A 22,049-nucleotide genomic window follows, 5' to 3' on the forward strand; every position below is an offset into this window, starting at 1 on the left:
CGGTCACCACTCAGCTGCATGGAGTTGTCCAGAGCGCCCTCAGTTCACCGAGCACACGAAGGGCGGTTGACAGAGCGGTCGACTCGCACCTTCACGGTGGGTTCCCTGGGATGATGTCGCCTGCTGTCGACAGGGCTGTTTCGAGCGTGCTTGACGAGGCCGTGAAGGGTGCAGTCCTAACCCCAGAAACCCAGGAATCCATCGCGCGTGCTGTCCGCTATCAGTCGGCTCGGATTGGGGACGAAGCGCCTGACCCGGCGCTGGCAGTGATGCTTCGTCAGCAAGGAATTGCGGCGGTCGAGCGCCCGCAGGGTGTGGTGGCCTCGGACGAGGCGGCACGGGTTGTCGTCACCGAAGGTGAGTACTCGGCTGAGTTCGAGGGACCAGATTCATTCTTCTCCGCGCACGAGGTCGTCATTGACTCCTTTGAGTCCCTCACGACAGAAATCTCGGCCATGGCGGCGAAGAACCCGGGGTTGAGGTTCGTTTGGCGCGGCCATCAGGACGCAGGCTGGGGGCTGCACAGCAGTCTGTACCGGCGGCTGATGAGCGAGCGGGGCATCCGATTGCCAGGTGATGCACTCGGCGGCGAGCGTCAGGCCTTCCCCGACGAAGACGCGATGGTACGCGCTGAGGACGCAATTCTGGCTGAAGCAGCCGAATGGCGGATGTCAGATCGATCAGGTTTGGAACTGTTCGCGAGGCTTCAACATCAGGGTGGCCCTTCGCGCCTGCTGGACGTAACGAGAAGCCCGTTCGTCGCCACCTGGTTCGCCGTCGAGGCCAGCCCAGACACGAACGAGAAGGACGCGCGACTGTTCGCACTAGCGACGACAGCGCCCGGCGGAGATTCTTCGTCCTCAAGTGAACCGGTTCTGAACGAGGTCATGACGGGCCAGCGGTACCCATTCTGGTTCTTTCAAAGTGTGGAGGACCGTCGCGCAGCGGATTGGGGCACTGGCGCGCTTCGACGTGTCTGGGTGCCCCCCGTCTACGATCCACGGATCGCATCTCAGAACGCGGCGTTCCTGCTCGAGGGCGTCCCCATGTTCACTCAACAGACCCTGCGCTTGTTCAAGAACGCAGAGAACCAGCGCTGGAGAATTACAGACATCGCCGCGTCGATGTCGATCTACGCGCGACCTGTCCACCCGAAAAAGCCGCTGCGACGTCTCAAGTCAAACCTCGCTCCGCTCTTCACCTTTAGGATCAAGGCAGCAGCTAAGGCCGACATCAGGGCCCTGCTGGAGAGCGCCTACGGCATGACCACGGCGACCGTGTACCCCGATGTTCAGGGTCTAAGTAAGCGTCTCTCCGGTTCCGAGTGGCTCGCCGACGTACTCACGTGAGCGCGGGGGAGGCAGCCGGCTACGCGTGTCAGTTCAGCAAGAAGTCGACTGCTCGCGGGTGAAATCCTCTGCCAAGACTCCGGCGCAAGCCTCTTACTACGAGGTGGCACTGACCATCTCAATCAAGCCAGCCGGCCCTGTTCTAGTTCTCCCGCCGTTTTCGTGCCGGTGCCTCACCTCATTCGAGGCACGGGCCAGTCGGCGGGTAGGTGTTCGCTCGACACGGGCAGAGCCGCGGGATCGAAGGTGTGCAGCAGGGGCGTGCCGCTAACCGGGCGGAGCAGCCAATCGTCGTGATCGTCGTGCTGCTCCCCGCGCTCGGTCGCGACGTCGGCACCGTAGATGTAGAGCGTGCCAAGGGGGTACGCGACGTCCTCCCAAGTAACTTCGATTTCGGTGGTTGCACTGGCGGGGGCTCTTTCTTCTTGGAGCACCGCTCCGGGGTTCATGCACAGTCGCAGCGGGTTCATGTCTTCGACGACCTGTCCGGCCAACAGCTTGCCGAAGTGGATGTACTGCCGCGCGTGACTCATCGGGACTTCGCTCAAGTCCGGCATCAGGACTTGCGTTGGGATGTGTTCCTGGAGCCGGGCGAGCGCCTCTGCAAAGTCGGCGACGAGGTCGTGGTCAGCGTGGGAGGTGCTGTCGTCAGCGGGCGCATTAAGGCGCGGGAGCACTTTGGGGACCGGACCGTACGCGGGCCCGAGTGCCATGTGAGTTCCTGCATGGAGTGCGGCGCTGAACCGCAGCGTAGGCAGCACCTTGGCCGGTGGCTTGCCCGTCGTATCGTCTGGCGTGAATGAGAAGTTGACGTGTTCGTCTTCTCGGAATTGAAGTTCGAGGTTGAGGATCTCGGCGTCGTCAGTGGCGCGCATCCATCCGCCCTTGCCATCTGAGGAGACGGCTCGTTCGCGGATGTTCATCACAATCGAGGTGACAGGTCCGGTCTCACCGGGCGCGACGAAGATTCTCAGTTGAGTCTCGTCTGTCACCTGTTGGCCGCTGAGGCTCAAGACCCCACTGGACTGTTTCCAGCCGAGCCCGAGGGGGAAGTCTGCGGAGACTTCCACCATGTCGGGACCGGCAGTGAACGGTCGGCCGTACATGCGCCACTTATCAAATTCGACGCGAGCGGGCGTGTCTGGCGGGACGTTAAAGGTCACATTCATGGTTACAGGGCGGAATTGGAGGGCCTCTGCAAATCGGGGGTAGACTCCGATTGAAAACCATTGGTCCAGTTGAGGCTGATGCCAGGTCGCGGTGAAGAGTGCGCCGTTGTCCACGACCTCCGGCTGGTGGGGCCAGAGGTGCAGCGCGTAGCGGAAGTGTGGGTCGCTGTCGGTCAGTGACTGGATGGATTCGAGGGCGTCCTTGAGGTCGTCGATGCCGACGAGGGCTTCCCCGGCGCTCTCGACGTTTCGGAGCAATGCAAGATCGCGGACGGCGGCTTGCAGGCGGTCCTTGCTGTCTCGGAGGTAGTAATCGACGACGTTTGGGTACGCGGCAGCGAGTGAGTCGACGAAAGCCAGGCCCCGCCATTCGCAGTTGAACGGAACCGCCTTGGCAAGTTCGGCTAGCCAGGCAAGGTTCGCCTTCGTGGGATCGAGAGGCAGGGTGAGGTACCAATTTCGTACCTTTATGTCGCCTTCGAGGTGCGTGTTGTGGACGCTGTCGAGCGACTTGCGAATCTGTCGCTTCTGCCCACCGGTGAGAGACTGCGCGAACTTCTTGACTTGATAGACGTCATAGAGGCCGTCAACGGCAGTGGGAACGATGACGTCGAGCCCGCCGTCGCCGCGGGCCGGTCGGACGAGCGTTGCTCTGGGGTTCTGCGAGCAGAGCATGATAGCGACCACCGCTTCCACATCGTCGCCGCTGTACCTGGTCCACGGAATCCGGCTCATAGCTCCCTCCCGCTGGCGTCCGTATAGCCAAAGTACGCGGTGCGAGGGACCGCGAGCGCGCGTTCGCCACTGTGTCGAAGAGATCGCCGGTCCTACGGGAATCGTCTAGTAGCCGCGTTTCGGTGACGGCGAGCCGCCTGCCCATTCGGGGTGGGAGCCGGTCCTACTCTGTCGACCGTGCAGAACGAGAGCTGGGACAACGACCTTGATCAGCTTGGCGACGCGGCGGACCGGGTGGCCACCCTGGCTCGCTGTCTCGCCGTCGGGACTGAACTGCGGAATTGGCGAGACGGCGACGACATTGCTGGCATGTCAGCCGCCGACGCGCTCGACCAAGCGCGAGGCGATCTCGAACGACTTGTCAGTGGTGAAGCGGCCGCGCTCCTTGGGCTTGTCCAGCGAGTGGTGAAGGAACTGCCCGCTCCACTTGAGTAGGCGACCGCCCTGGCCCCGCAGTGCGGCGCGGCCTCTCAGGGCGCGTCATTGCGCCGCAAAGCTTCAAGTGACCGACGGCTACCAGCGTGCCCGCTTGGCGTGCAGCTTCTCGACCTCGTTGATGAGGTGGCTCGCGGTCAGAGTCATCATCACGATGCGCGACAGATCGTTGGTGAATTTCACTGACAGCACATCGGGGTTCGGGGTCGGGAAGGTTTCCCTGAGCGCCCACGACAACGGCGCCCACTGCCTACCGTGCGCGAACCCTGAGCACATCCGCCACATGAGCAGGACCTTGACGTCACTGCGTGTGTTCTGGTCGGCGTACTCAACCATCGCCGTGCTGTTGAGCCCTTTAGATAGGACTCTGGCGTCGACTTCACTACGCCCTGCGGCGACCTCGGCGAGCCGCTTCGTCTGGGCGTCCTTTTTCCGGTCAGCCTCGGGGTTGATGCCAGCGAGGGCGACGTACTCGTCGTGTGCATCTTTGGCTCGCCAATGGAGCGCTCTCGTGACCCGAACAGCGCGATCCTTTGGGTGAAGCATCCAGAAGGCCGCTGCGGCGTTCTCCAATGAGCCGCGCACCAACGACGCGGGTGCCGCGAGGTGCATTGCGCCAGCGTCGGCGACGAGAACCTTGCAGGCATGCAGATGGTCTACGGCCGCGACGAAGCACTGCTTCACCGCGTGCGAGACCTGGAACGGGTCAGCCCACGTATCGTCCTCGCCCAACCACGACTTGGGATGCACCTGGAACTCATCGAGGTCGTCGACTCGTGCCATCAACTTCTCGATGTCTGGACAGAGGTTGCGCTCCCAGATCAACTTGAACTGCGCGTCGGTAGGACCAGTTTCCTCAGCCATAGCGACATTCAACTGGACGGCTCCGACTGAAGCGCCGCCATCACCACGTGCTAGCCGCGCGACCCACCCACAGGCAGGCACGGTCCTCATTGCCGAGACCTACCCAGCGTGCCGTTGCCGCAAGTTGCGCTAGACCATTGCTTCGGGCGACGGCGTCACACCGCCGCGTCCGCAGTTCAGGACTTGTCGAGTCCGCCGCGCAGCAGTTCAATCTCAAGTGCGACCGCGCGTGCCCGGGCAAACGCCTCGTGCTCGGCGCAGACCTGCAACATCGTGTGGGGCGGGTGATAGTCGGGGTGGTCAGATGGGACTTGGGACGGCCGATCTAACGTCGGCACGGCAGCGGCCGCGGTATTGCCGCATCCTGCGAACTCACACTCCGCCATATGGCAAATGGTAGTCCGCGGTCCAGACGAGTCTGCGGATCCAACGCTCAGGGCGTTCGATTCGCCTTAGTCCGGCGCGGCAGGATCAATGGGTTGCGGCGAGCCGCGAGTGTTGGCGTACTTCCGCCGCCAGTCAGCCGCGGTGCGGATCGCGTACTTGCGACGCTCGACGATAGGCACACTGACCGCATGAACCTAGCTGGAATGAGTTCCCGCGTGCTTCTTCAGGCCTACGCGTCCATCCTGACCGAGCTCGCCGATCGAGGTGTGACCCGATCGCGGAACGCGCCCGTCGGCGATATTGCGGAGTTCCTTGTGCGCATCGCCTACGACGGCGAGCTGGCGCCTCCATCGGAGAAGAGTTGGGACGTGCGCGGCTCAGATGGGCGAAAGATTCAGGTGAAGTCGCGGCTGGTCGTCCCCGGCTCGAAGGGTACTCAGCAGTACTCGCCCTTCCGGAGTTGGGACTTCGACGTCTGCGTCTTCATCACATTCGATGCTTACACATACGACGTGACGCATGCGTGGGAAGTGCCTTCAACCGGCGTCCGAGCGCTCGCTGCACCAGTTCCTCACGTTGGCGCTACAGCCGCTCGGGTGCACACCAAGACGGCCTTCGCAGGCATAGCCGGAACTGTCGACGTGACCACACGACTTCAAGCAGTGATGGAACACCTGGACTAGCGCTACGACCCTTGAAACCCGCGGCATTCCGCCGCCATCGAAGGACCTTGCTTCGGTCCGCTCAAGTTGTCTCAACTCCAGTGAACGAGGGCCCGTGCCCGTTGCCCGCAGCCCCGCCTGCGACAGCGAGCAGGACTGAAACAATTGCGGCCATGGCAGCGATTGAGAACTTCTGACCCCAGTCTGTGTCCAGGATGCCCGTACCATCCGCCGTGAGTATCGAAGCCAGCGAGGCAGCGAAAGAACGAATTGCGCGTTCGAGCGTTGCTCCCCAAAATTTGCGGCTCGTAAGTTCAGAAAGTGCCATCTTCTGCTCCTCGGTAGTTGGATTTTAGAATCGGGAACTTGCGCCTGCCGTGTGGTCCACCGAGATGCGATCGCACTACTTTCAGCTACACGCGAATTGGCTCGGCACTTCAGTTCCTCCGTGGTGACCTCGGCCTCTGGAGTCTTGGCGCTTCGGCGCGCGAGGTCTGCGCCTCACGAGGCCTGCGGCTCCTTACCCAAGAGGAGGGAGATGGGCCGCGTCTTGATACCTCACCCTCTGCTTGCCTGTCGACGTGCGTCTCCCCGCCTCGTGGGAGCGGGGGGCGGGCGTGCGCCTTCCCCGGACCGTCCGCCGATGGGACGATCGGGCAGGAGGTCCCGAGATGCCGCGACTGATCATCACGACGCCTAATGCACCGAGCTCACCCCTGTTCAGCCAGGGAGTCAGGGCGGGGTCGCAGGTCTTCGTTTCCGGCACCACCGGGATGGATCCGAGCACTGGCGCGATGGCCGGCGACACCATTCAGGAGCAGACCAGACAGGCGTTGACGAACTGCGAGGCAATCCTGGAGGCGGCCGGCGCGACGCTCGACGACGTCGTCGAGGTGGGGATCCTGCTCACCGATCCGGCGGACTTCGCCGGGATGAACGAGGAGTACGCCCGCTGGTTCCCGACCGATCCCCCGACCCGGTACGCCGCCAAGCTCGGGGCCGAGATCCCGGGGTTGCTGGTCTCGATCCGGATGACGGCGTACCTCGGCTAGAAGGTGTGTGACCCCGGGCCGACGTCGTACGTCGTGCCGTCGGGGAGGACGACCTCGGCAGTGCACCCGTCGGGCACGGTGACCGACAGCGAGAACCCACCGGCAGAGGACCACGCCACCGAGATCTCCCCGTGGACGGAGACGTGCGACGTCGACGCCTGCGTGATCCCGCCACCCGGCCGGGGCGCGACGCGGAAACGGGTCCAGGTCGGCTCGACACGCTGCAGCCCCGCGACGTACCGGTGGAGGAACGAGATCACCGCGCCCTTGGAGTAGTGGTTGAGCGACTCGTGGACCGAGCCGTCGGCGCGGACGCCGTCCCAGCGCTCCCAGACCGTGGTGGCGCCGCGGTCGATCATCGTCAGCCAGCTCGGCTCGGAGTCCTGGAGCAGGAGCTCGTAGGCGAGGTCGAGGTGGCCGTGGTCGGCGAGGACGGGCAGCAGGTCGGGCGTGGAGAGGAAGCCGGTCTGAAGGTGGGTCCCGGCCGCGCGCACCAGGGCGGCGAGGTCGTCGGCCGCCTGCTGACGATGCGCAGGAGGGACGAGACCGAAGGCCAGTGAACGAACCAGGTTGGCCTGGGTCTGCGGAGTCACCCGCCCGTCGGGGGCGACGTACTCCGTCCGCCAGGCGGCGAGCGCACCCGCCGCAAGGGCGTCAAACCGAGAAACGTCCTCACCGATCAACGAAGCGATCCGGGCGGCGTGGGACGCGGTCCAGTGGTAGAACGCCGTCGCCACGTCGGACTTGTCGGCGGCGATGAAGGCGGGGAAGTCGGACGGCTCTCCCCCGGGCTCGAGCCACTCACCCCAGTGGAAGCCGGTGTCCCAGAGGTACTGCTCGTGCGGCTCGGGCTCGGGGTGCTTGGCGACGCGGTCGGGGTGGCGTGAGCCGGACGCCATCTGCTCGACCCGGTCGAGCCAGCGCACCATCGCCGGCCAGACCTCGGCGAGCGTCCCGGTGTCGCCGTACTCGCCGTAGAGCTCCCACGGCACCAGCACGATCGCGTCACCCCAGCCGGCGGAGCCGTTCATCTTCTCCAGAAAGCCGGTTCTCTCCGCGGCGGGCATCGGCGCCATGTTGCCGAGGTTGCCGTCGTCCCACTGCGCGACGGCGAGGTCGCGCAGCCACTTGATCGAGAAGCCCTGCACGTCGTAGAGGTACGACGCCGTCGGCACGTAGAGCTGCCAGTCGCCCGTCCAGCCGGCGCGCTCGCGCGTGGGGCAGTCCGTCGGGATGTCGCAGGCGTTGCCGCGGAAGCTCCACACCGCCGCGTCGTGCAGCTTGTTCAGCCGGTCGACGTCGCAGGAGAACGAGCCGCGCGGCTCCATGTCGGTGTGGACGACGACCCCGGTCACGTCGTCGACCGACAAGGGCCCCGGGTGCCCCTCGACGCGGACGTAGCGGAAGCCGTGGGTCGTGAACCGCGGCTCGAAGACGTCGCCGTCGATGCCGGCCGAGACGACGCTGTCCACCTGGCCGGCGCTCAACGGCTCGGGGAGGAACGGCATCGCCGGCTGGAGGTGCGTCATCGTCACGTCACCGTCCGGGCCGAGGGCCTCGCCGTGCGTCAGGGTCGTCTCGGTGCCCGCGGGGCCGAGGTCGGAGAGGCGCACCCGGCCGTTGATGTTCTGGCCGAGGTCGACGACGAAGACCCCGTCCCGTGGCGAGGTGATCGAGACCGGACGCAGCTCCTCCACCGCGCGCACCGGGGGCGCGACGGGGGCGACGAGGAAGTCGAACCCGCGAGCGGACACCGCGACCGGCGACCACTCCCGGACGTGGACCAGGCGCCGGTCCTCCCGCTGCCCCTCGATCAGGTCGGCGGCGACGACGTGCGAACGCGACCATTCCCAGGACGCGTCGGTGCCGACGACGGTCGACGTGCCGTCCTCGAAGGACAGCTCGAGCTGCCCGAGGAAGGCCGTCTCCGTGCCCCACTGGTCGGTGGCCCGCAGGATCCCGACGGAGCCCCGGTACCACCCGTCTGCGAGCAGCGCGTCCAGCGTGTGCGCGCCCTCGTCGAGCAGGTGGGTGACGTCGTAGGTCTGCACCTGCGTGCGCCGGGCGTACTCCGTGAACCCCGGCGTGAGCTCGTCGGTCGTCACGCGCGAGCCGTCGATCGACAGCTCGTAGATCCCGTGCGCGGTCGCGTGCAGCGTGGCACGTCGCACGGGACGGTCGAGTACGACCTCGCCCCGCAGCACGTACGCCGGTCGTCGCCCGGGGGGCTCCCCCGTGGCGGTGGGTGAGATCCACTGCGCCTGCCACTGCGTCGTCACCGCTCCAGCGAACCGTACGACGAGCTGGTCCGGAATCAGCGATGCGTGATGCCAGCCATCGACGACGGGTCCGCTCACCTGTTCCACGTGGTCGGGCTGTTCCCTCCGCACCGGCCCGGGGCTACCGTCGAAGGACCGTCGCCAGAGGAGGTGCCATGGCAGGGGCACTGCGTGACAAGGTCGTCCTGATCACCGGGGCCGCGCGCGGCATCGGGGCGGAGACGGCGCGACAGCTGCACCGCGAGGGTGCGCGCCTGGTGCTCGTCGACGTCGACGCCGAGGCGCTCAAGGAGCTGGCTGCCGAGCTGGGCGACCCGGTGACCGCGACCGCCGACGTCCGCGACCTCGACGCGGTGCAGCGGGCGGTCGACACGGGTGTCGAGGAACTCGGCGGCATCGACGTCGTCGTGGCCAACGCCGGCATCGCCAGCTACGGCTCGGTGCTGGCCGTCGACCCCGCGACCTTCGCCCGGGTGATCGACGTCAACGTCACGGGCGTGTTCCACACCGTGCGGGCGGCCCTGCCGTCGGTCGTCTCGCGCCGCGGCTACGTCCTGGTGGTCTCGTCGATGGCCGCGTTCGGTGCGATGCCCGGCATGGCGGCGTACAACGCCAGCAAGGCCGGGGTCGAGCACTTCGCCAACGCGCTGCGGCTGGAGGTGCGCCACCTCGGCGTCGACGTCGGCTGCGCCCACATGTCGTGGGTCGACACGCCCCTGGTGCGCGAGGCGCGCGAGGACCTGAGCACCTTCGACGAGGCCATCGCGTCGCTCCCGCCGCCGCTGAACCGGACCGTCACGGTGGAGACCTGCGGCCGGGCCTTCGTCCAGGGCATCGCGGAGCGCAAGCGACACGTCTACGTCCCGGGCTGGGTGGCGGCGGTCGCGCAGGCGCGCAACCTGCTCAACTCCCCGCTGGGCGAGCGCGACGCGCTCAAGCACGCGCCCGAGCGCCTGCCCCGGCACGACGAGGAGGTACGCCGACTCGGCAGGTCCACCAGCGCCCGCAACCTCCGCTGATCTACCCCGAGCGCGGTACGTCCGTGCAGGTGGAGACCGGCACCGCAGGTCGGGTGCACACTCCGGAGATGGCGCACGTGGGGCACGTCGAGGGGTGGATGGCCACCGAGCGCCGGCCGCCGTCGCTGCGGTCGGCGTGGTTCGGGCTGGTCCTCGCCCTCACCTGCGTCGGGACGTACGCCGTCTCGCTCCTGCTCCCCTACTACGCCAACGGGCTGCAGGGCTCGTCGCAGGAGGAGCTCTGGGCCAACGAGCTGGTGCAGCAGTGGCCCTACGACACTGCGTGGGGGACGCCGATCGGCCTCGCCGGCCTGTTCGCGATCTCCGTCGGGCCGTTCCTCGCCGCCGGGCTGCTGTGGTGGTCGCTGCGCACCCTGTGGGTTCACCGCGGTGCGCTCTCCGTCCCGGTGCACGCCGTCGTCGTCGCCACGATGCTCGTCTCGGTCGCGGTCCTGGCCTGGCTGACGACCCCGCTGGCCGGTCAGCTGTTCAGCTGGTTCATGGACTGACCGGGCGACCCCGCACGCCCGCGTCCTGCGCCGCGAGCCGTACTCCGGCGTTGGGGGCGCCGTAGCCGTCGTAGCCGTCGACGCGCTGCACCACCTCGAAGAAGACCTCGCCGACCGTGGCGGTGTAGAAGTGCGTGAAGCTGCCGGACGCGTCCCGGTCGTGCAGGAGCCCGAGCTCGGCCATCTCGCCGACCACGTCAGCCGGGAGGTCGAAGCGGGCGACGAGGTCGTCGTAGTAGTTCTGCGGGATCGCGAGCGGCACCAGGCCGCGCTCCACTGCGCCCCGCGCCACCGCGACGACGTCGTCGGTGGAGAACGCCACGTGCTGCGGGAACCCGGCGGACGTCTCCCACACGAGAGGCGCGACGTTGAGGGCGAGCCGGCAGGCACCGGAGGCGGAGCGGACGACCTGGCTGCGCACGAGCCCGTGGGGCGAGGGCACCTCCTGGCTGACGTCCACCCGCAGTCCCAGCACGCTGCTGTAGAAGAGGACCGCCTCGTCGAAGCACTGCCACGGCTCGGCGAGGTTGACGTGGTCGATCCCGGTCAACAGTCCGGTCCCGGGCTCGTGGCCCCCCTCGAACTCGGGGACCCACGGGGCGTCCTCCCCCGAGACCGGCCCGAGGAAGACCTCCGTGCCGTCCGGAGCGCGGAACGCCGGCAGCTCCTGCTCGCTGGCCAGGGTGCGCCGGTAGACGGTGGGAGCCTGCAGCGCGCGGGCCCGCGACGCCGAGACGGCCGGCTCCTCCACCTGGAAGCCGACGGCGGCGAGCGACGGTGCCCGGTCGCGGGCGTGCTGCTCGTTGCAGACGATCCGGGCCGGCCCGTCGGTCCACAGCCTGGCGTCCTTGCTGCGGTGCCGTCCCCGGAAGGTGAGACCGAGCTGTCCCAGGAGCACGTCGACCTCGCCCGTGTCCTCCCCTCGGACCTCGACGAAGTCGAAGCCGGCCGGCTCGGCGACGTGCGGCAGCGGCCGGCTGCCGACCTGGTCCTCCAGCCAGGTGAGCGAACGCCGCGCCTGCCGCGCCGTCCGCGACACCTCGGTCTGGCGGAAGACGTCGTTGAACACCTCCAGGGACAGCGGCCCGTCGTAGCCGGTCCGCAGCACGTGCCCGAGGAACGTGCCGAGCTCGAAGGCCCCCTCGCCGGGGAACAGCCGGTGGTGGCGCGACCACGACAGCACGTCCATGCTCAGCGCCGGCGCGTCCGCGAGCTGGAGGAAGAACACCTTGTCGCCCGGGATCTCCTCGATCGCGGCGGGGTCGTGGCCGCGCGAGAGGATGTGGAAGCTGTCGAGGCAGACACCGACGGCGTCATGGTCGGCGAGCTCGACGATGCGCCAGGCCCGCCGGTAGTCGTCGACGTACCGGCCCCAGGCGAGCGCCTCGAAGGCGATCCGTACGCCGTGCTCCGCGGCCGCCTCGCCGAGGCGGCGCAGCTGCTCGGCCGACAGGGCGTCGTCGTCGATCGTCGCCGTGCCGACATTGCTGCACACGAGCATCGTCTCGATGCCGAGCCGACCCATCAGGGCGAACTTGGCCTCCGCTCGCCGCAGGACCCGTCGGAACTCGTCCGCACTGACGCCCTCGGCGTCCCGGAACGGCTGGTAGAGGTCCAGCGACAGCCCGAGCCGGTCCGCCAGTGCCGCGACCTCCTCGGGGCCGGCCGCCGCTGCGACCAGGTCGGGCTCGAAGATCTCCACCCCGTCGAAGCCGGCCTCCGCGGCGGCATGGAGCTTCTCCGTCAGGGTGCCGCTGAGGCAGACCGTCGCGATCGACGTACGCATCACTGTTCCTCCGGGGCCGACGGGGTGAGCAGCCGCGCCGGGTTGAGCACCGTCATCTGGTGCAGCTGCTCCTCGGTCGCGCCTCCTTCCCTCAGCAGGGGCAGGATCCGCCGGGAGATGTTCTCGAGGTTCCAGTGCGGCACGTGCGCCGCGCGCCACGACGGCGGCGTCACCCGGCTGAAGTACGCCGCGTCGTGGGACAGCACCATCCGGTCGGCGTACTGCTCTCCGAGCAGCGCGAGGACCGTCGCCACCCGCGCGTCGTCCGGGAGCACGTGCTCCATCCCGAAGCGATCCATCCCGATGGTCGCGCCGGCATCCATGAGCTCGCGCAGGTAGTCCAGGTCCTCGCTGTCGCCGCAGTGGCCGATCACCAGGCGCTCCGGCGCGACCCCGTGCTCACGGAAGAAGGCGAGCTGGTCGCGCCCGTTGCGGGACGCGGCATGGGTGTGCGTGGTGATCGGGACACCGGTGCGCCGCTGCGCGGTCGCCGCGGCCTCCATGACCCGGCGCACGTCCGGGGTGATCCCCGAGCGGTCGGTGACCACCTTGAGCATCCCCGCGCGGACGTCGGTCCCCGCGATGCCGACCTGGATGTCGCGCAGGAAGAGCTCGAGCAGCGGGTCCGGTCCCCCGACCAGGCGCCCGGGGCCGTGGGTCGAGAAGTACGCCGGCAGGACGTCGGCGGCGTAGTAGCCGGTCGACGCGACCAGGTTCATCCGGACCCGCCGGGCCACCCGGGCGACGCGGGGGACGTCGCGACCGATGCCCAGGACGGTGAGGTCGACCACGGTGCGGACCCCGAGGTCCCACAACCGCTCCAGTCCCTGGACCGCCGTCTCGATCGCGGCGCCCTCGTCCCACTCGGGATGGGGGAAGTCGACGTCGAGCTCGGGGTGGCCCACGAACACGTGCTCGTGGATGAGCGTCGTGCCGAGGTCACCCGCGGGCACCGGGCCCCGGAAGGTCTCGACCGTCGGCCCACTCACCGACGTGGCACGGTGGGCCGTCACTCGGCCTCGCCGCGGATGCCCTCGTAGACCGTCAGCTGCTCCTCGCCGAAGTTGTCCCGGAGGTAGCTGTCGGCCTGACTGCGGAAGGCCTCGATGTCGACGTCGTCGACGACCTCGAGGTCACCGCTGTCCTCCCACTCGGCGAGGGTGGCCTCCTCGTCGTCGGCCACGCACTCGGGCACCCTCTCCTCGGCTGCCTCGACCGCCGACGCCAGCGCGTCCTGCTGCTCCGAGCTGAGGCCGGACCACGAGTCGCCGCCGATGATGACCAGGTTGGAGTTCGCCTGGTGGTCGGACATCGAGATGTAGTCCTGGACGTCCTGCAGGCTGCTGGCGGCGATGTTGGTGATCGGGTTCTCCTGCCCGTCGACCGTGCCCTGCTGGAGGGCGAGGAACAGCTCCTCGTAGGCCACCTCGGTCGCGTCCGCCCCCAGCGCCTTGGCGTTCATCAGGAACTGCGGGGAGTTGGGGAAGCGCATCCGCAGGCCGTCGAGGTCACCGGGCTCCCGGATGGGCTGGTTGGCCGTGAACTCCCGCATGCCGGCAGACCACGCGCCGAGGGTGTGCACGCCGGTCTCGTCCTCGAAGCCCTGGAGCAGCTCGCCGGCGGCGTCGCTGTCGAAGTAGCGGGCGAGGTGGTCGCTGTCGTCGAACGCGTACGCCGCGTCGAGCACCGCGACCGGCTCGTAGACGGCGCCCAGCGCGGAGGCGCCCTGGATGTCCATGTCGATGTCGCCCGAGATGACCGAGGCGATCCGGTCGGCGTCCGCCCCGAGCTGGCTCGAGGAGAAGATCTCGATCGTCATCCCGACGTCGGCCTTCTCGACCCCGTCGGCGATCACCTGCGCGCCGCACCTGTGCTGCGGCTGGTCCTCGGTGTAGCTGTGGGCGAGCTGCAGGGTGACGTCGCCGCCGCCCTCCTCGCCCCCGCCGCCTTCCTCGTCGCCACCGCAGGCGGCGAGGACCATCGGCAGGGCGACGACGCAGGCCGCGAGGACCGTGCTCCTTCCCTTCGTGCCCTTCGTGCGAGGTGCCATCATCGGTTCCTTTCCTCAGTGGTGTTCCGAGAGGGGTTCGTCTCGGCCGCGACGAGCTCGTCGAAGTCGCGCAGCATCGCGGCACGGTCGGCCGGCCGCCCGGTGATCAGCTCGAAGGCGTCGGCGGCCTGGTGCACGGCCATCCCAGCGCCGGTCAGGACGGTGCACCCGGCCGCTGCGGCGTCCTCGAGGAGGGTGGTGTGCAGCGGGCGGTAGACGATGTCGGCCACCCAGAGCTCGGGCCGGAGCAGCTCCGGTGGGACCGGCGACCCGGGGTGGGCGGCCATGCCCATGGGGCTGGCGTTGATCAGCCCCGTGGCCATGGCGACCGTCGCCCGCAGCCACCCCGCGGTCGGCTGCACGATCTCGACCTCCGTCCCGCTGCCGCCGACCGACTCCGCCAGCCGAGCAGCACGGAGGGGGTCGAGGTCGACGACGAACAGGCGGCGTACGCCGAGGTCGACGAGCGCGTGTGCGACGGCAGTGCCCGCCCCGCCCGCGCCGAGCAGCACCACCCGATCACGATCGACGTCCGGCAGCCCGTCGGTGAAGGCTCTGGTGAACCCGGTGACGTCGGTGTTGTGCCCGGTGGTGCGTCCGTCCCGGAGGATGATCGTGTTGAGGGCACCGATCGCCCGGACCGCGGGAGCGGTCTCGTCGACGAGCGGCACCATGGCCTGCTTCACCGGGTGCGTGACGTTGAGGCCGTCGTAGCCGAGCTCGATCGCCCCGGCGAGGAGGCGCTCGAGGTGGGCGGGGTCCACCGCTCCGTCGGGTTGCTCGATGACCTTGTAGACGTAGCGCAGGCCCTGGCGCTCGGCTTCCCGCTCGTGCATCTCGGGCGTCAGCGACGGACCCACTCCGTGCCCGATGAGGCCGGTGAGCCAGGACCGCTGTTCCCGCGCGCTCACAGCCCCAGCCTCTGGGGGAGGTAGAGGATCGCGTCCGGCCAGAAGATGATCCCGAGGCAGAGCAGCGACAGCGGCACCAGGAAGGGCAGGGAGCCCCAGAAGACCTCGGCCATCTTGGCCTTGGTGATCGCCTGGAGGACGAAGATGACCGTGCCCACCGGGGGCGTCAGCAGGCCGATCATCTGCGACAGGATCATCAGCACGCCGAGCGCGATCGGGTCCACGTCGTACTGCGCCGCGATCGGTAGCAGGATCGGGACGGTCAGGGTCAGCACGGCGATCGCGTCGAGTGCCGTGCCGAGCACCATGGACAGCGCGAAGACCAGCAGGAGGAACACGGTCGCGTCGCTCGTCAGGCCGAGCATCCACTCCGAGATCTCCTGCGGGACCCGCTCGCGCGCCAGGACGTAGCCCAAGAGGTTGGCCGAGGCGACGATCAGCATGATGCTGCCGGTGGTCAGCGCAGCCTCCACGAGCACGCCCGGCAGGTCCCGCAGGTGCAGCGTGCGCAGGGCGAAGCCCAGGAGGAGCATGTAGAGGGCGCCGACGGCCGCCGCCTCGGTGGGCGTGACGAAGCCGCCGAGGATCCCCCCGAGGATGATCACGGGAGCACCGAGCGGGGCGATGACCCGACGCCCGGTCGTCGCCACGCGGCTCCAGCTGAACTCCGTCCTCGGCAGGTCGGGCATCCGCCGGACCCACAGGAAGACCACGAGGCACAGTCCGAGCGCCATGAGGAACGCAGGCACGACCGAGGCGGCGAAGAGTGCACCGGTCGAGATGCCGGCCAGGCCGGCGTAGATGACCGCCGGGATGCTCGGCGGCATGACCGGTGCGATCAGCGACGACGACCCGACGACCCCGAGCGCGAACGGACGGGAGTAGCCCGCGCGCAGCATCGCCGGGATCTCGACCTTGCCCAGCGCGGCCGCGTCGGCCACGGCGGAGCCGCTCATCCACGAGAAGCCGAGACTGACGTAGCCGAGGCTGCCGCGCACCCGGCCGAGCAGCGCGAGCGCGAAGTCGAACAGCCGGTCGGCGATGCCCGCCCGGTTGGCGATCGAGCCGAGCAGGATGAACAGCGGCACGGCGAGCAGCGGGAAGCTGGCCGTGGAGTTCGACACCAGCCGCAGGGCCAGCCCCACGGACTGGTCGCTCGTCATCATGTAGAGGAAGCACGGCCCGAAGAACGCGAAGGCGACCGGGACGCGCACCAGCAGCAGCGCTGCGATCAGGAGGCAGAGGACGAGGACGCTCATGCTGTGGGCATCTCGTGGTCGGCCAGGTCGTCGTACTCCGGCTCCGGCACCCCGTGCACGGCGTAGTCCACGGCGGCGATCAGCGATCGGACCACCACGCTGACGAAGCCCACCATCGACAGCCCGTAGAGCCACGACATGGGCATGCGCATCGCCGGCGACTTGAGCATGTCCTGGGTCTGCACGAGCTCCCAGGCCTCGGCGCAGAGGCCGACGCCGATCAGGGCGACGATCAGGCAGGAGGCGACGCGGACGACCCGCCGCAGGAGGTCGCCCGGGACGAGGTCGATCATCTCGATGGAGATGTGGGAGTCCCGGGTGACGAGGACGCCGGCGAGGACGAAGGTCAGCCAGACGAGGCAGAACCGGGCGAGCTCGCCGCTCCACGGCCACCCGTCGATCGGCAGGTAGCGCTGGCCCGCCTGGACCAGCACCAGCCCGAAGATCAGCAGCAGCGCGAGGACCCCGAGGGTCAGCTCCACGGCGGTCAGGACCCGACCGACGCGCGTCAACCACGGTGGCGTGCGGCGTCCGGAGCCGTCGGGTGGGGTGATGGTCGTCACAGCCCGGGAAGTTACGGAGTCCGGCAAGCCGACGGCAAGGGGTTGCCAAGTTGTTGCCAGATGGGTTCTGCTGGTGCCGTGGCCCGACCCACCATCTACGACGTCGCCACCGCCGCCGGTGTAGCCACCTCGACCGTCTCGCGCGCCTTCAGCAACCCGGGCCGGGTCTCCGCGGCCACCCGCGAGCGCGTGCTGGCCAGCGCGGCCGAGCTCGGCTACCGGCCCAACCCCCACGCGCGGGCGCTGCTGTCCGGTCGACACCACACCGTGGCGATGGTGGTCTCCGACATCACCAACCCGCACTACTTCGAGCTCATCCGTGGCGCCGAGATGCGGGCCCGGATGTCGGAGTACACCCTGCTCCTGGTCAACGCCGAGGAGTCACCGCGGATGGAGTGGGAGCAGATCCAGCGCCTCGCGCCCGCGGTCGACGGGTTCCTCCTCGCCGCCAGTCGGCTTCCGGACGAGAACCTGCGTCAGATCGCCGACCAGCGTCCCGTCGTCCTGATGAGCCGCGAGGTGCCAGGGCTGGCCAGCGTGGTGCTCGACCACGTCGAGGGCTGTCGCCAGATCGTCGCCCACCTCTCCTCCCTGGGTCACGAGGAGCTCGTCTACCTCGCCGGTCCGCGGAACTCGTGGATGGCGTCGACCCGGTGGGCCGCCCTGGACGCGGCCGCGCGGCAGGCCGGGACCACGGCACGCCGGGTCGGCCCGTTCACCCCGAAGGTCAGCCAGGGAGGAGCTGCCGCCGACGGCGCCCTGAACGACGGGGCGTCAGCCATCGTCGCCCACAACGACCTGCTCGCGATCGGCGTGATCCAGCGACTCACGCAGCGCGGCCTGCGCGTGCCCGCAGACGTCAGCGTCGTGGGCTTCGACAACATCTTCGCGGCCGACGTGTGCACCCCGACGCTGACCACCCTCGGCGGCGCCCACGCAGACCTGGGACGGGTGGCCGTCGAGCTGCTGCTCACCGCCGACGACCGGGCGACCGACGACCAGCCCACCGTCGTCCTGCCCACGGAGCTCGTGCTGCGGGGGTCGACCGGACCGGCCCGACCCGCGCCACGACGTGACGGCTAGGACGATGGCCGCTGTACGTTCGAGGGCATCGCCTGACCGGATGGAGTGACCATGATCGAGCTGACCGCGGGCCAGGAGCTCACCCTCGACGCCGTGGACGGGAAGCCCCTGACCAAGGTGCAGATGGCCGTCGGCTGGGACCACTCGCCGACGGCCGGCTTCATCGGCAGCGGAGCACCACCCATCGACCTCGACGCCTCAGCCGTGCAGTTCGCCGGTGGCCAGTTCTTCGACCTCGCCTTCTTCAACCACCTGGCGACCCGGGACGGCTCGGTGGTCCACCTCGGCGACAACACCACCGGGAAGGGCGAGGGTGACGACGAGGTGATCACGGTGGACCTCGGCCGGGTCTACCCCAGGGTCGAGTCGATCCTGTTCCTGGTCAGCAGCTACCAGGGGCACTCGCTGGAGTTCATCCACAACGCCTACTGCCGCCTCGTCGACGACGACGACACGGAGCTCGCGCGGTTCACCCTCACGCTCGGGGTCCGGGAGACGGGGCTCGTGATGGCGAAGCTGTTCCGCGACGGGACGCACTGGAAGCTCGGCGCGATCGGGACCGGCATCGCCCTGAAGACGCCGACGGACTCGATCGAGGCGCTCCTCCCCTTCGCCTGAGGCCCGCGGACCGACTCGTTCCCGGGCGCCCTCAGCACCCCTCCGATTTTCGAAACGGAAAACGTTATCGATAACGATTGACATTCGGTTGCGACTCGAACGAAAGTGCCGGTGTGTGATCCACGTCATACCGGGATGTGGGCGGAGAGGAACGGTCGAGATGCGGAAGCAAGTACGCGGCGCAGCACTGGCCCTGACCGTCGCGGGGCTCTCGCTCAGTGCCGCGGCGTGCGGTGGCGGCGACGACTCCGAGTCGGGCGGGGACGACAAGACCATCACCTGGTGGCACAACTCGAACAACGAGCCCGGCAAGGGGTTCTACGAGCAGGTCGCTGCCGACTTCGAGGACGACAACCCGGGGATCACCGTCGAGGTCACCGCGATGGCCCACGAGGACATGGTCGACAAGCTGACGGCCGCCTTCCAGAGTGGCGACATGCCCGACGTCTACATGGAGCGCGGCGGCGGCGAGCTCGCCGCGCACGTCGACGCCGGCCTGACCCGGGACCTGACGGACGACGCGGCGGACGTGATCGAGTCGATCGGCGGCTCGGTGGCCGGCTGGCAGGTCGACGACCGGACGTACGGCCTGCCGTTCTCCCTGGGCGTCGTGGGGGTCTGGTACAACACCGCCGACTTCGAGGAGGCGGGCGTGACCCCGCCGACGACCATGCAGGAGTGGGAGGACGCGAACGCCTCGCTGAAGGAGGCGGGGCTCACTCCCCTGTCCCTCGGCGCCGGCGACAAGTGGCCCGCGGCGCACTACTGGTACTACGCCGCCGTCCGCTCGTGCTCCGAGGACGTGCTGACGCAGGCGACCGCCGACCTGGACTTCTCCGACGAGTGCTTCGTCCAGGCCGGCGAGGTCGTCCAGGACTTCGTGGAGACCGAGCCGTTCAACAAGGGCTTCCTCGCCACCCCGGCCCAGGAGGGCGCGACCTCGGCGTCCGGCCTGCTGGCCACCGGCAAGGTCGCCAGCGAGCTCCAGGGCCACTGGGAGCCCGGCGTGATGCAGGGCCTCACCGACGACGGCCAGGGCCTGGGCGACAAGACCGGCTGGTTCCCGTTCCCCGCCGTCGAGGGTGGCGCGGGCGACCCGGCCGCGGCGCTCGGCGGCGGCGACGCGTGGGCGGTCTCGGCGAACGCCCCGGACTCCGCGGTCGACCTGGTGACCTACCTGCTGAGCGAGGACGTCCAGCGCGGCTTCGCCGAGAACGACATGGGCCTGCCCACCGTGCCGGCGGCGACCGACGCCGTGAGCAACCCCGTGCTCGGCGACCTCATCCAGGTGCGCGACGAGGCGCCCTACGTCCAGCTCTACTTCGACACCGCCTTCGGCGAGTCGATCGGTGGTGCGATGAACGACGAGATCGCGCTGCTCTTCGCCGGGAAGGCCACGCCGCAGGACGTCGTCGACGCCATGCAGCAGGCCGCCGACGAGCAGGGCTGACGCACCTGTCGTGAGCCTCTCCTCCATCGCACCCACCGCGGCCGGGCCCGAGCCCGGCGACACGGTGGCAGCTCCACCGGGACCACGGCGCCCCCGCCGCCGTGGTCCCGGCCCGGGCGCCGGCTCGTGGCGCACCCGCCTCGAGATCGCCGTCTTCGTCGCACCCGCGCTGGCGCTGATGGGGCTGTTCATCGCGTGGCCGGTCGTCTCCGCGGTCCGGATGTCGTTCTACCGGTGGCGCGGCTTCGGGCCGATGGACGACTTCGTCGGGCTGCGCAACTACGAGCGGGTGCTCACCGACGACGTCTTCACCCAGGCGGTCGGGCACAACTTCGTCATCGTGGTGCTGAGCATCCTCATCCAGCTGCCCCTCGGCCTGGCCGTGGCGCTCCTGCTCAACCGCCGGATGCGCGGCCGCGGCCTGGTCCGGACCCTCATCTTCGTGCCGTACGTCGTCGCCGAGGTGATCGCGGGTGTCATCTGGTTCCAGCTGCTGCTCCCCGAGACCGGCGTCGCCGACGGGCTGATCCGTGGCGTCGGCCTGACCCCTCCCGACCAGGGCTTCCTCGGCACGCCGAGCCTGGCGCTGTGGGCGGTCTTCGGCGTGCTCACGTGGAAGTACCTCGGGCTCGCCATCCTGCTCTTCCTGGCCGGGCTCCAGTCGGTGCCCGACGAGATCTACGAGGCGGCCGCGCTCGACGGCGCGTCGTGGTGGCAGACGCAGGTGCGCGTCGTCGTACCCCTGCTGGGACCGACGATCCGCACGTGGTGCTTCCTGTCGATGATCGGCTCGATCCAGCAGTTCGACGTCGTGTGGGTGCTCACCGGCGGCGGCCCGGCCAACGCCACCACCACGATGGCCACCTACCTGCTGACCCAGGGCACCCAGCGCGGCAACTACGGCATCGCCGGCGCCGCGTCGGTCGTCCTGTTCGTCATCGGCGTGGTCATGGCCGCGCTCTACCAGCGCTTCGTGCTCCGCCGCGACACCAGGCCGGAGGGGTGAGGGCCGCATGAGCACCCCGACCGCCTCCCGCGACCGCGCCACGCGCTCCTGGAACCCCGCGGTGTACGTCATCGCGCTCGCCGTGGTGGCGCTGAGCGTCGGCCCGGTGGTCTACGGCGCGCTGGGCGGCTTCCGCTCCAACGAGCAGATCGCCCGGGACCCGGCCGGCCTGCCCGACCCGTGGCGGTTCGACAACTACACCTCGGTGTTCGGCAACCCGCAGTTCTGGGACTACGCCGTGAACTCGCTCGTGATCGCCGCGCTGACCACCGCGATCGCGGTCGGCGCCGGGGTGATGGCGGCGTACCCGCTGGCCCGCTACCGCTTCCGCTTCCGGGAGTCGCTCTTCATGGTGTTCGTCCTCGGCCTGCTCTTCCCGCTGGCGACGGCGATCATCCCGCTCTCGATCTTCATCAGCCGGGACCTGCAGATGTCGAACAGCTGGTGGGGCGTCGCGCTCCCCCAGGCCGCGTTCGCCCTGCCGGTCACCGTGGTGATCCTGCGGCCGTTCCTGATGGCGCTGCCCCAGGAGATCGAGGACGCGGCGCTCATCGACGGCGCCTCCCGGATCGGGGTGTTCTGGCGCATCGCGCTGCCGCTGTCCACTCCGGCGCTGGTCACCGTCGGCGTGCTCGCGTTCGTGACCTCGTGGAACTCCTACCTGCTGCCGCTCCTGCTGCTCCAGGACGAGATGAAGACCCTCCCGCTCGGCGTGGCGGACTACTCCACCGAGCACTCGGCCGACACTGCCGGAGTGCTGGCGTTCACCTCGGTCGCGATGATCCCGGCGCTGGTGCTCTTCCTCGCCCTGCAGGGGCGCATCGTGAACGGTCTGCAAGGGGCGGTGAAGGGATGACGGAGCG

21 protein-coding genes are annotated in these 22,049 nt (G+C 68.9%); 11 read left to right on the top strand and 10 right to left on the bottom strand.

What is annotated here, in order from left to right:
• Window positions 1-113 precede the first annotated feature (113 nt).
• On the top strand, window positions 114-1,349 hold the full coding sequence (locus ACE3QY_RS07520) for an FRG domain-containing protein (protein ID WP_374455387.1): 1,236 nt from the start codon (window positions 114-116) through the stop codon (window positions 1,347-1,349).
• Window positions 1,350-1,522: 173 nt separating this feature from the next.
• Here ACE3QY_RS07520 and ACE3QY_RS07525 read toward each other — a convergent pair whose 3' ends face one another.
• Complete coding sequence (locus ACE3QY_RS07525; RefSeq protein WP_374455388.1) at window positions 1,523-3,253, bottom strand: hypothetical protein; 1,731 nt, start codon at window positions 3,251-3,253, stop codon at window positions 1,523-1,525.
• A gap of 177 nt (window positions 3,254-3,430) precedes the next feature.
• Here ACE3QY_RS07525 and ACE3QY_RS07530 point away from each other — a divergent pair, with 177 nt between their 5' ends.
• Complete coding sequence (locus ACE3QY_RS07530) at window positions 3,431-3,688, top strand: hypothetical protein (RefSeq protein ID WP_374455389.1); 258 nt, start codon at window positions 3,431-3,433, stop codon at window positions 3,686-3,688.
• Between the two features lie 78 nt (window positions 3,689-3,766).
• Here ACE3QY_RS07530 and ACE3QY_RS07535 read toward each other — a convergent pair whose 3' ends face one another.
• Window positions 3,767-4,552 (bottom strand): hypothetical protein, encoded by a 786-nt coding sequence (locus tag ACE3QY_RS07535; protein WP_374455390.1) that lies wholly within the window; start codon window positions 4,550-4,552, stop codon window positions 3,767-3,769.
• A 575-nt stretch (window positions 4,553-5,127) separates the two neighbouring features.
• Between ACE3QY_RS07535 and ACE3QY_RS07540 the strand changes: the two genes are divergently transcribed.
• On the top strand, window positions 5,128-5,622 hold the full coding sequence (locus ACE3QY_RS07540; protein WP_374455391.1) for a hypothetical protein: 495 nt from the start codon (window positions 5,128-5,130) through the stop codon (window positions 5,620-5,622).
• 61 nt (window positions 5,623-5,683) lie between these two features.
• Here ACE3QY_RS07540 and ACE3QY_RS07545 read toward each other — a convergent pair whose 3' ends face one another.
• Window positions 5,684-5,929 carry a holin gene (locus ACE3QY_RS07545; protein WP_374455392.1) on the bottom strand — a complete coding sequence of 82 codons (246 nt, stop codon included), beginning with the start codon at window positions 5,927-5,929 and terminating at the stop codon, window positions 5,684-5,686.
• A gap of 343 nt (window positions 5,930-6,272) precedes the next feature.
• Between ACE3QY_RS07545 and ACE3QY_RS07550 the strand changes: the two genes are divergently transcribed.
• Entirely contained in the window at window positions 6,273-6,653 is a 381-nt protein-coding gene (locus tag ACE3QY_RS07550) for a RidA family protein (RefSeq protein WP_374455393.1), read from the top strand.
• Here the strand turns inward: ACE3QY_RS07550 and ACE3QY_RS07555 are convergent.
• Complete coding sequence (locus tag ACE3QY_RS07555; RefSeq protein WP_374455394.1) at window positions 6,650-8,932, bottom strand: family 78 glycoside hydrolase catalytic domain; 2,283 nt, start codon at window positions 8,930-8,932, stop codon at window positions 6,650-6,652. The genes ACE3QY_RS07550 and ACE3QY_RS07555 overlap by 4 nt on opposite strands.
• A gap of 155 nt (window positions 8,933-9,087) precedes the next feature.
• Between ACE3QY_RS07555 and ACE3QY_RS07560 the strand changes: the two genes are divergently transcribed.
• Window positions 9,088-9,951, top strand: coding sequence for an SDR family oxidoreductase (locus ACE3QY_RS07560; RefSeq protein ID WP_374455395.1), 864 nt, complete (start codon window positions 9,088-9,090; stop codon window positions 9,949-9,951).
• Window positions 9,952-10,019: 68 nt separating this feature from the next.
• Entirely contained in the window at window positions 10,020-10,460 is a 441-nt protein-coding gene (locus ACE3QY_RS07565; protein ID WP_374455396.1) for a hypothetical protein, read from the top strand.
• Here the strand turns inward: ACE3QY_RS07565 and ACE3QY_RS07570 are convergent.
• The 6 genes from ACE3QY_RS07570 to ACE3QY_RS07595 are packed head-to-tail and all read right to left on the bottom strand — an operon-like array spanning window position 10,450 to window position 17,029.
• Window positions 10,450-12,246 carry a bifunctional sugar phosphate isomerase/epimerase/4-hydroxyphenylpyruvate dioxygenase family protein gene (locus tag ACE3QY_RS07570; protein WP_374455397.1) on the bottom strand — a complete coding sequence of 599 codons (1,797 nt, stop codon included), beginning with the start codon at window positions 12,244-12,246 and terminating at the stop codon, window positions 10,450-10,452. The two genes, ACE3QY_RS07565 and ACE3QY_RS07570, sit on opposite strands and share 11 nt — an antisense overlap.
• Window positions 12,246-13,235, bottom strand: coding sequence for a phosphotriesterase (locus tag ACE3QY_RS07575; protein WP_374455398.1), 990 nt, complete (start codon window positions 13,233-13,235; stop codon window positions 12,246-12,248). Before ACE3QY_RS07575 ends, ACE3QY_RS07570 begins: the two co-directional genes overlap by 1 nt.
• Before the next feature lie 20 nt (window positions 13,236-13,255).
• Window positions 13,256-14,296: a DctP family TRAP transporter solute-binding subunit gene (locus ACE3QY_RS07580; protein WP_374455399.1), complete on the bottom strand. Its 1,041-nt coding sequence runs from the start codon at window positions 14,294-14,296 to the stop codon at window positions 13,256-13,258.
• Window positions 14,296-15,207, bottom strand: coding sequence for a shikimate dehydrogenase (locus tag ACE3QY_RS07585; RefSeq protein WP_374455400.1), 912 nt, complete (start codon window positions 15,205-15,207; stop codon window positions 14,296-14,298). The genes ACE3QY_RS07580 and ACE3QY_RS07585 overlap by 1 nt, the downstream gene beginning before the upstream one ends.
• Entirely contained in the window at window positions 15,204-16,466 is a 1,263-nt protein-coding gene (locus ACE3QY_RS07590) for a TRAP transporter large permease (RefSeq protein ID WP_374455401.1), read from the bottom strand. The genes ACE3QY_RS07585 and ACE3QY_RS07590 overlap by 4 nt, the downstream gene beginning before the upstream one ends.
• Window positions 16,463-17,029, bottom strand: coding sequence for a TRAP transporter small permease (locus ACE3QY_RS07595; protein WP_374455402.1), 567 nt, complete (start codon window positions 17,027-17,029; stop codon window positions 16,463-16,465). Before ACE3QY_RS07595 ends, ACE3QY_RS07590 begins: the two co-directional genes overlap by 4 nt.
• 78 nt (window positions 17,030-17,107) lie before the next feature.
• Between ACE3QY_RS07595 and ACE3QY_RS07600 the strand changes: the two genes are divergently transcribed.
• The 5 genes from ACE3QY_RS07600 to ACE3QY_RS07620 all read left to right on the top strand — a co-directional run bounded on the left by ACE3QY_RS07600 (window position 17,108) and on the right by ACE3QY_RS07620 (window position 22,042).
• Window positions 17,108-18,112: a LacI family DNA-binding transcriptional regulator gene (locus ACE3QY_RS07600; RefSeq protein ID WP_374455403.1), complete on the top strand. Its 1,005-nt coding sequence runs from the start codon at window positions 17,108-17,110 to the stop codon at window positions 18,110-18,112.
• Window positions 18,113-18,163: 51 nt separating this feature from the next.
• Window positions 18,164-18,730 carry a TerD family protein gene (locus ACE3QY_RS07605; protein WP_374455404.1) on the top strand — a complete coding sequence of 189 codons (567 nt, stop codon included), beginning with the start codon at window positions 18,164-18,166 and terminating at the stop codon, window positions 18,728-18,730.
• Between the two features lie 160 nt (window positions 18,731-18,890).
• On the top strand, window positions 18,891-20,180 hold the full coding sequence (locus ACE3QY_RS07610) for an ABC transporter substrate-binding protein (protein ID WP_374455405.1): 1,290 nt from the start codon (window positions 18,891-18,893) through the stop codon (window positions 20,178-20,180).
• A 10-nt stretch (window positions 20,181-20,190) separates the two neighbouring features.
• Window positions 20,191-21,186 carry a carbohydrate ABC transporter permease gene (locus ACE3QY_RS07615; protein WP_374455406.1) on the top strand — a complete coding sequence of 332 codons (996 nt, stop codon included), beginning with the start codon at window positions 20,191-20,193 and terminating at the stop codon, window positions 21,184-21,186.
• A gap of 7 nt (window positions 21,187-21,193) precedes the next feature.
• Window positions 21,194-22,042 (top strand): carbohydrate ABC transporter permease, encoded by an 849-nt coding sequence (locus tag ACE3QY_RS07620; protein WP_374455407.1) that lies wholly within the window; start codon window positions 21,194-21,196, stop codon window positions 22,040-22,042.
• Window positions 22,043-22,049 lie beyond the last annotated feature (7 nt).

Origin of the sequence: Nocardioides sp. (genome assembly GCF_041913365.1) — a bacterium.
GTDB lineage: Bacteria > Actinomycetota > Actinomycetes > Propionibacteriales > Nocardioidaceae > Nocardioides.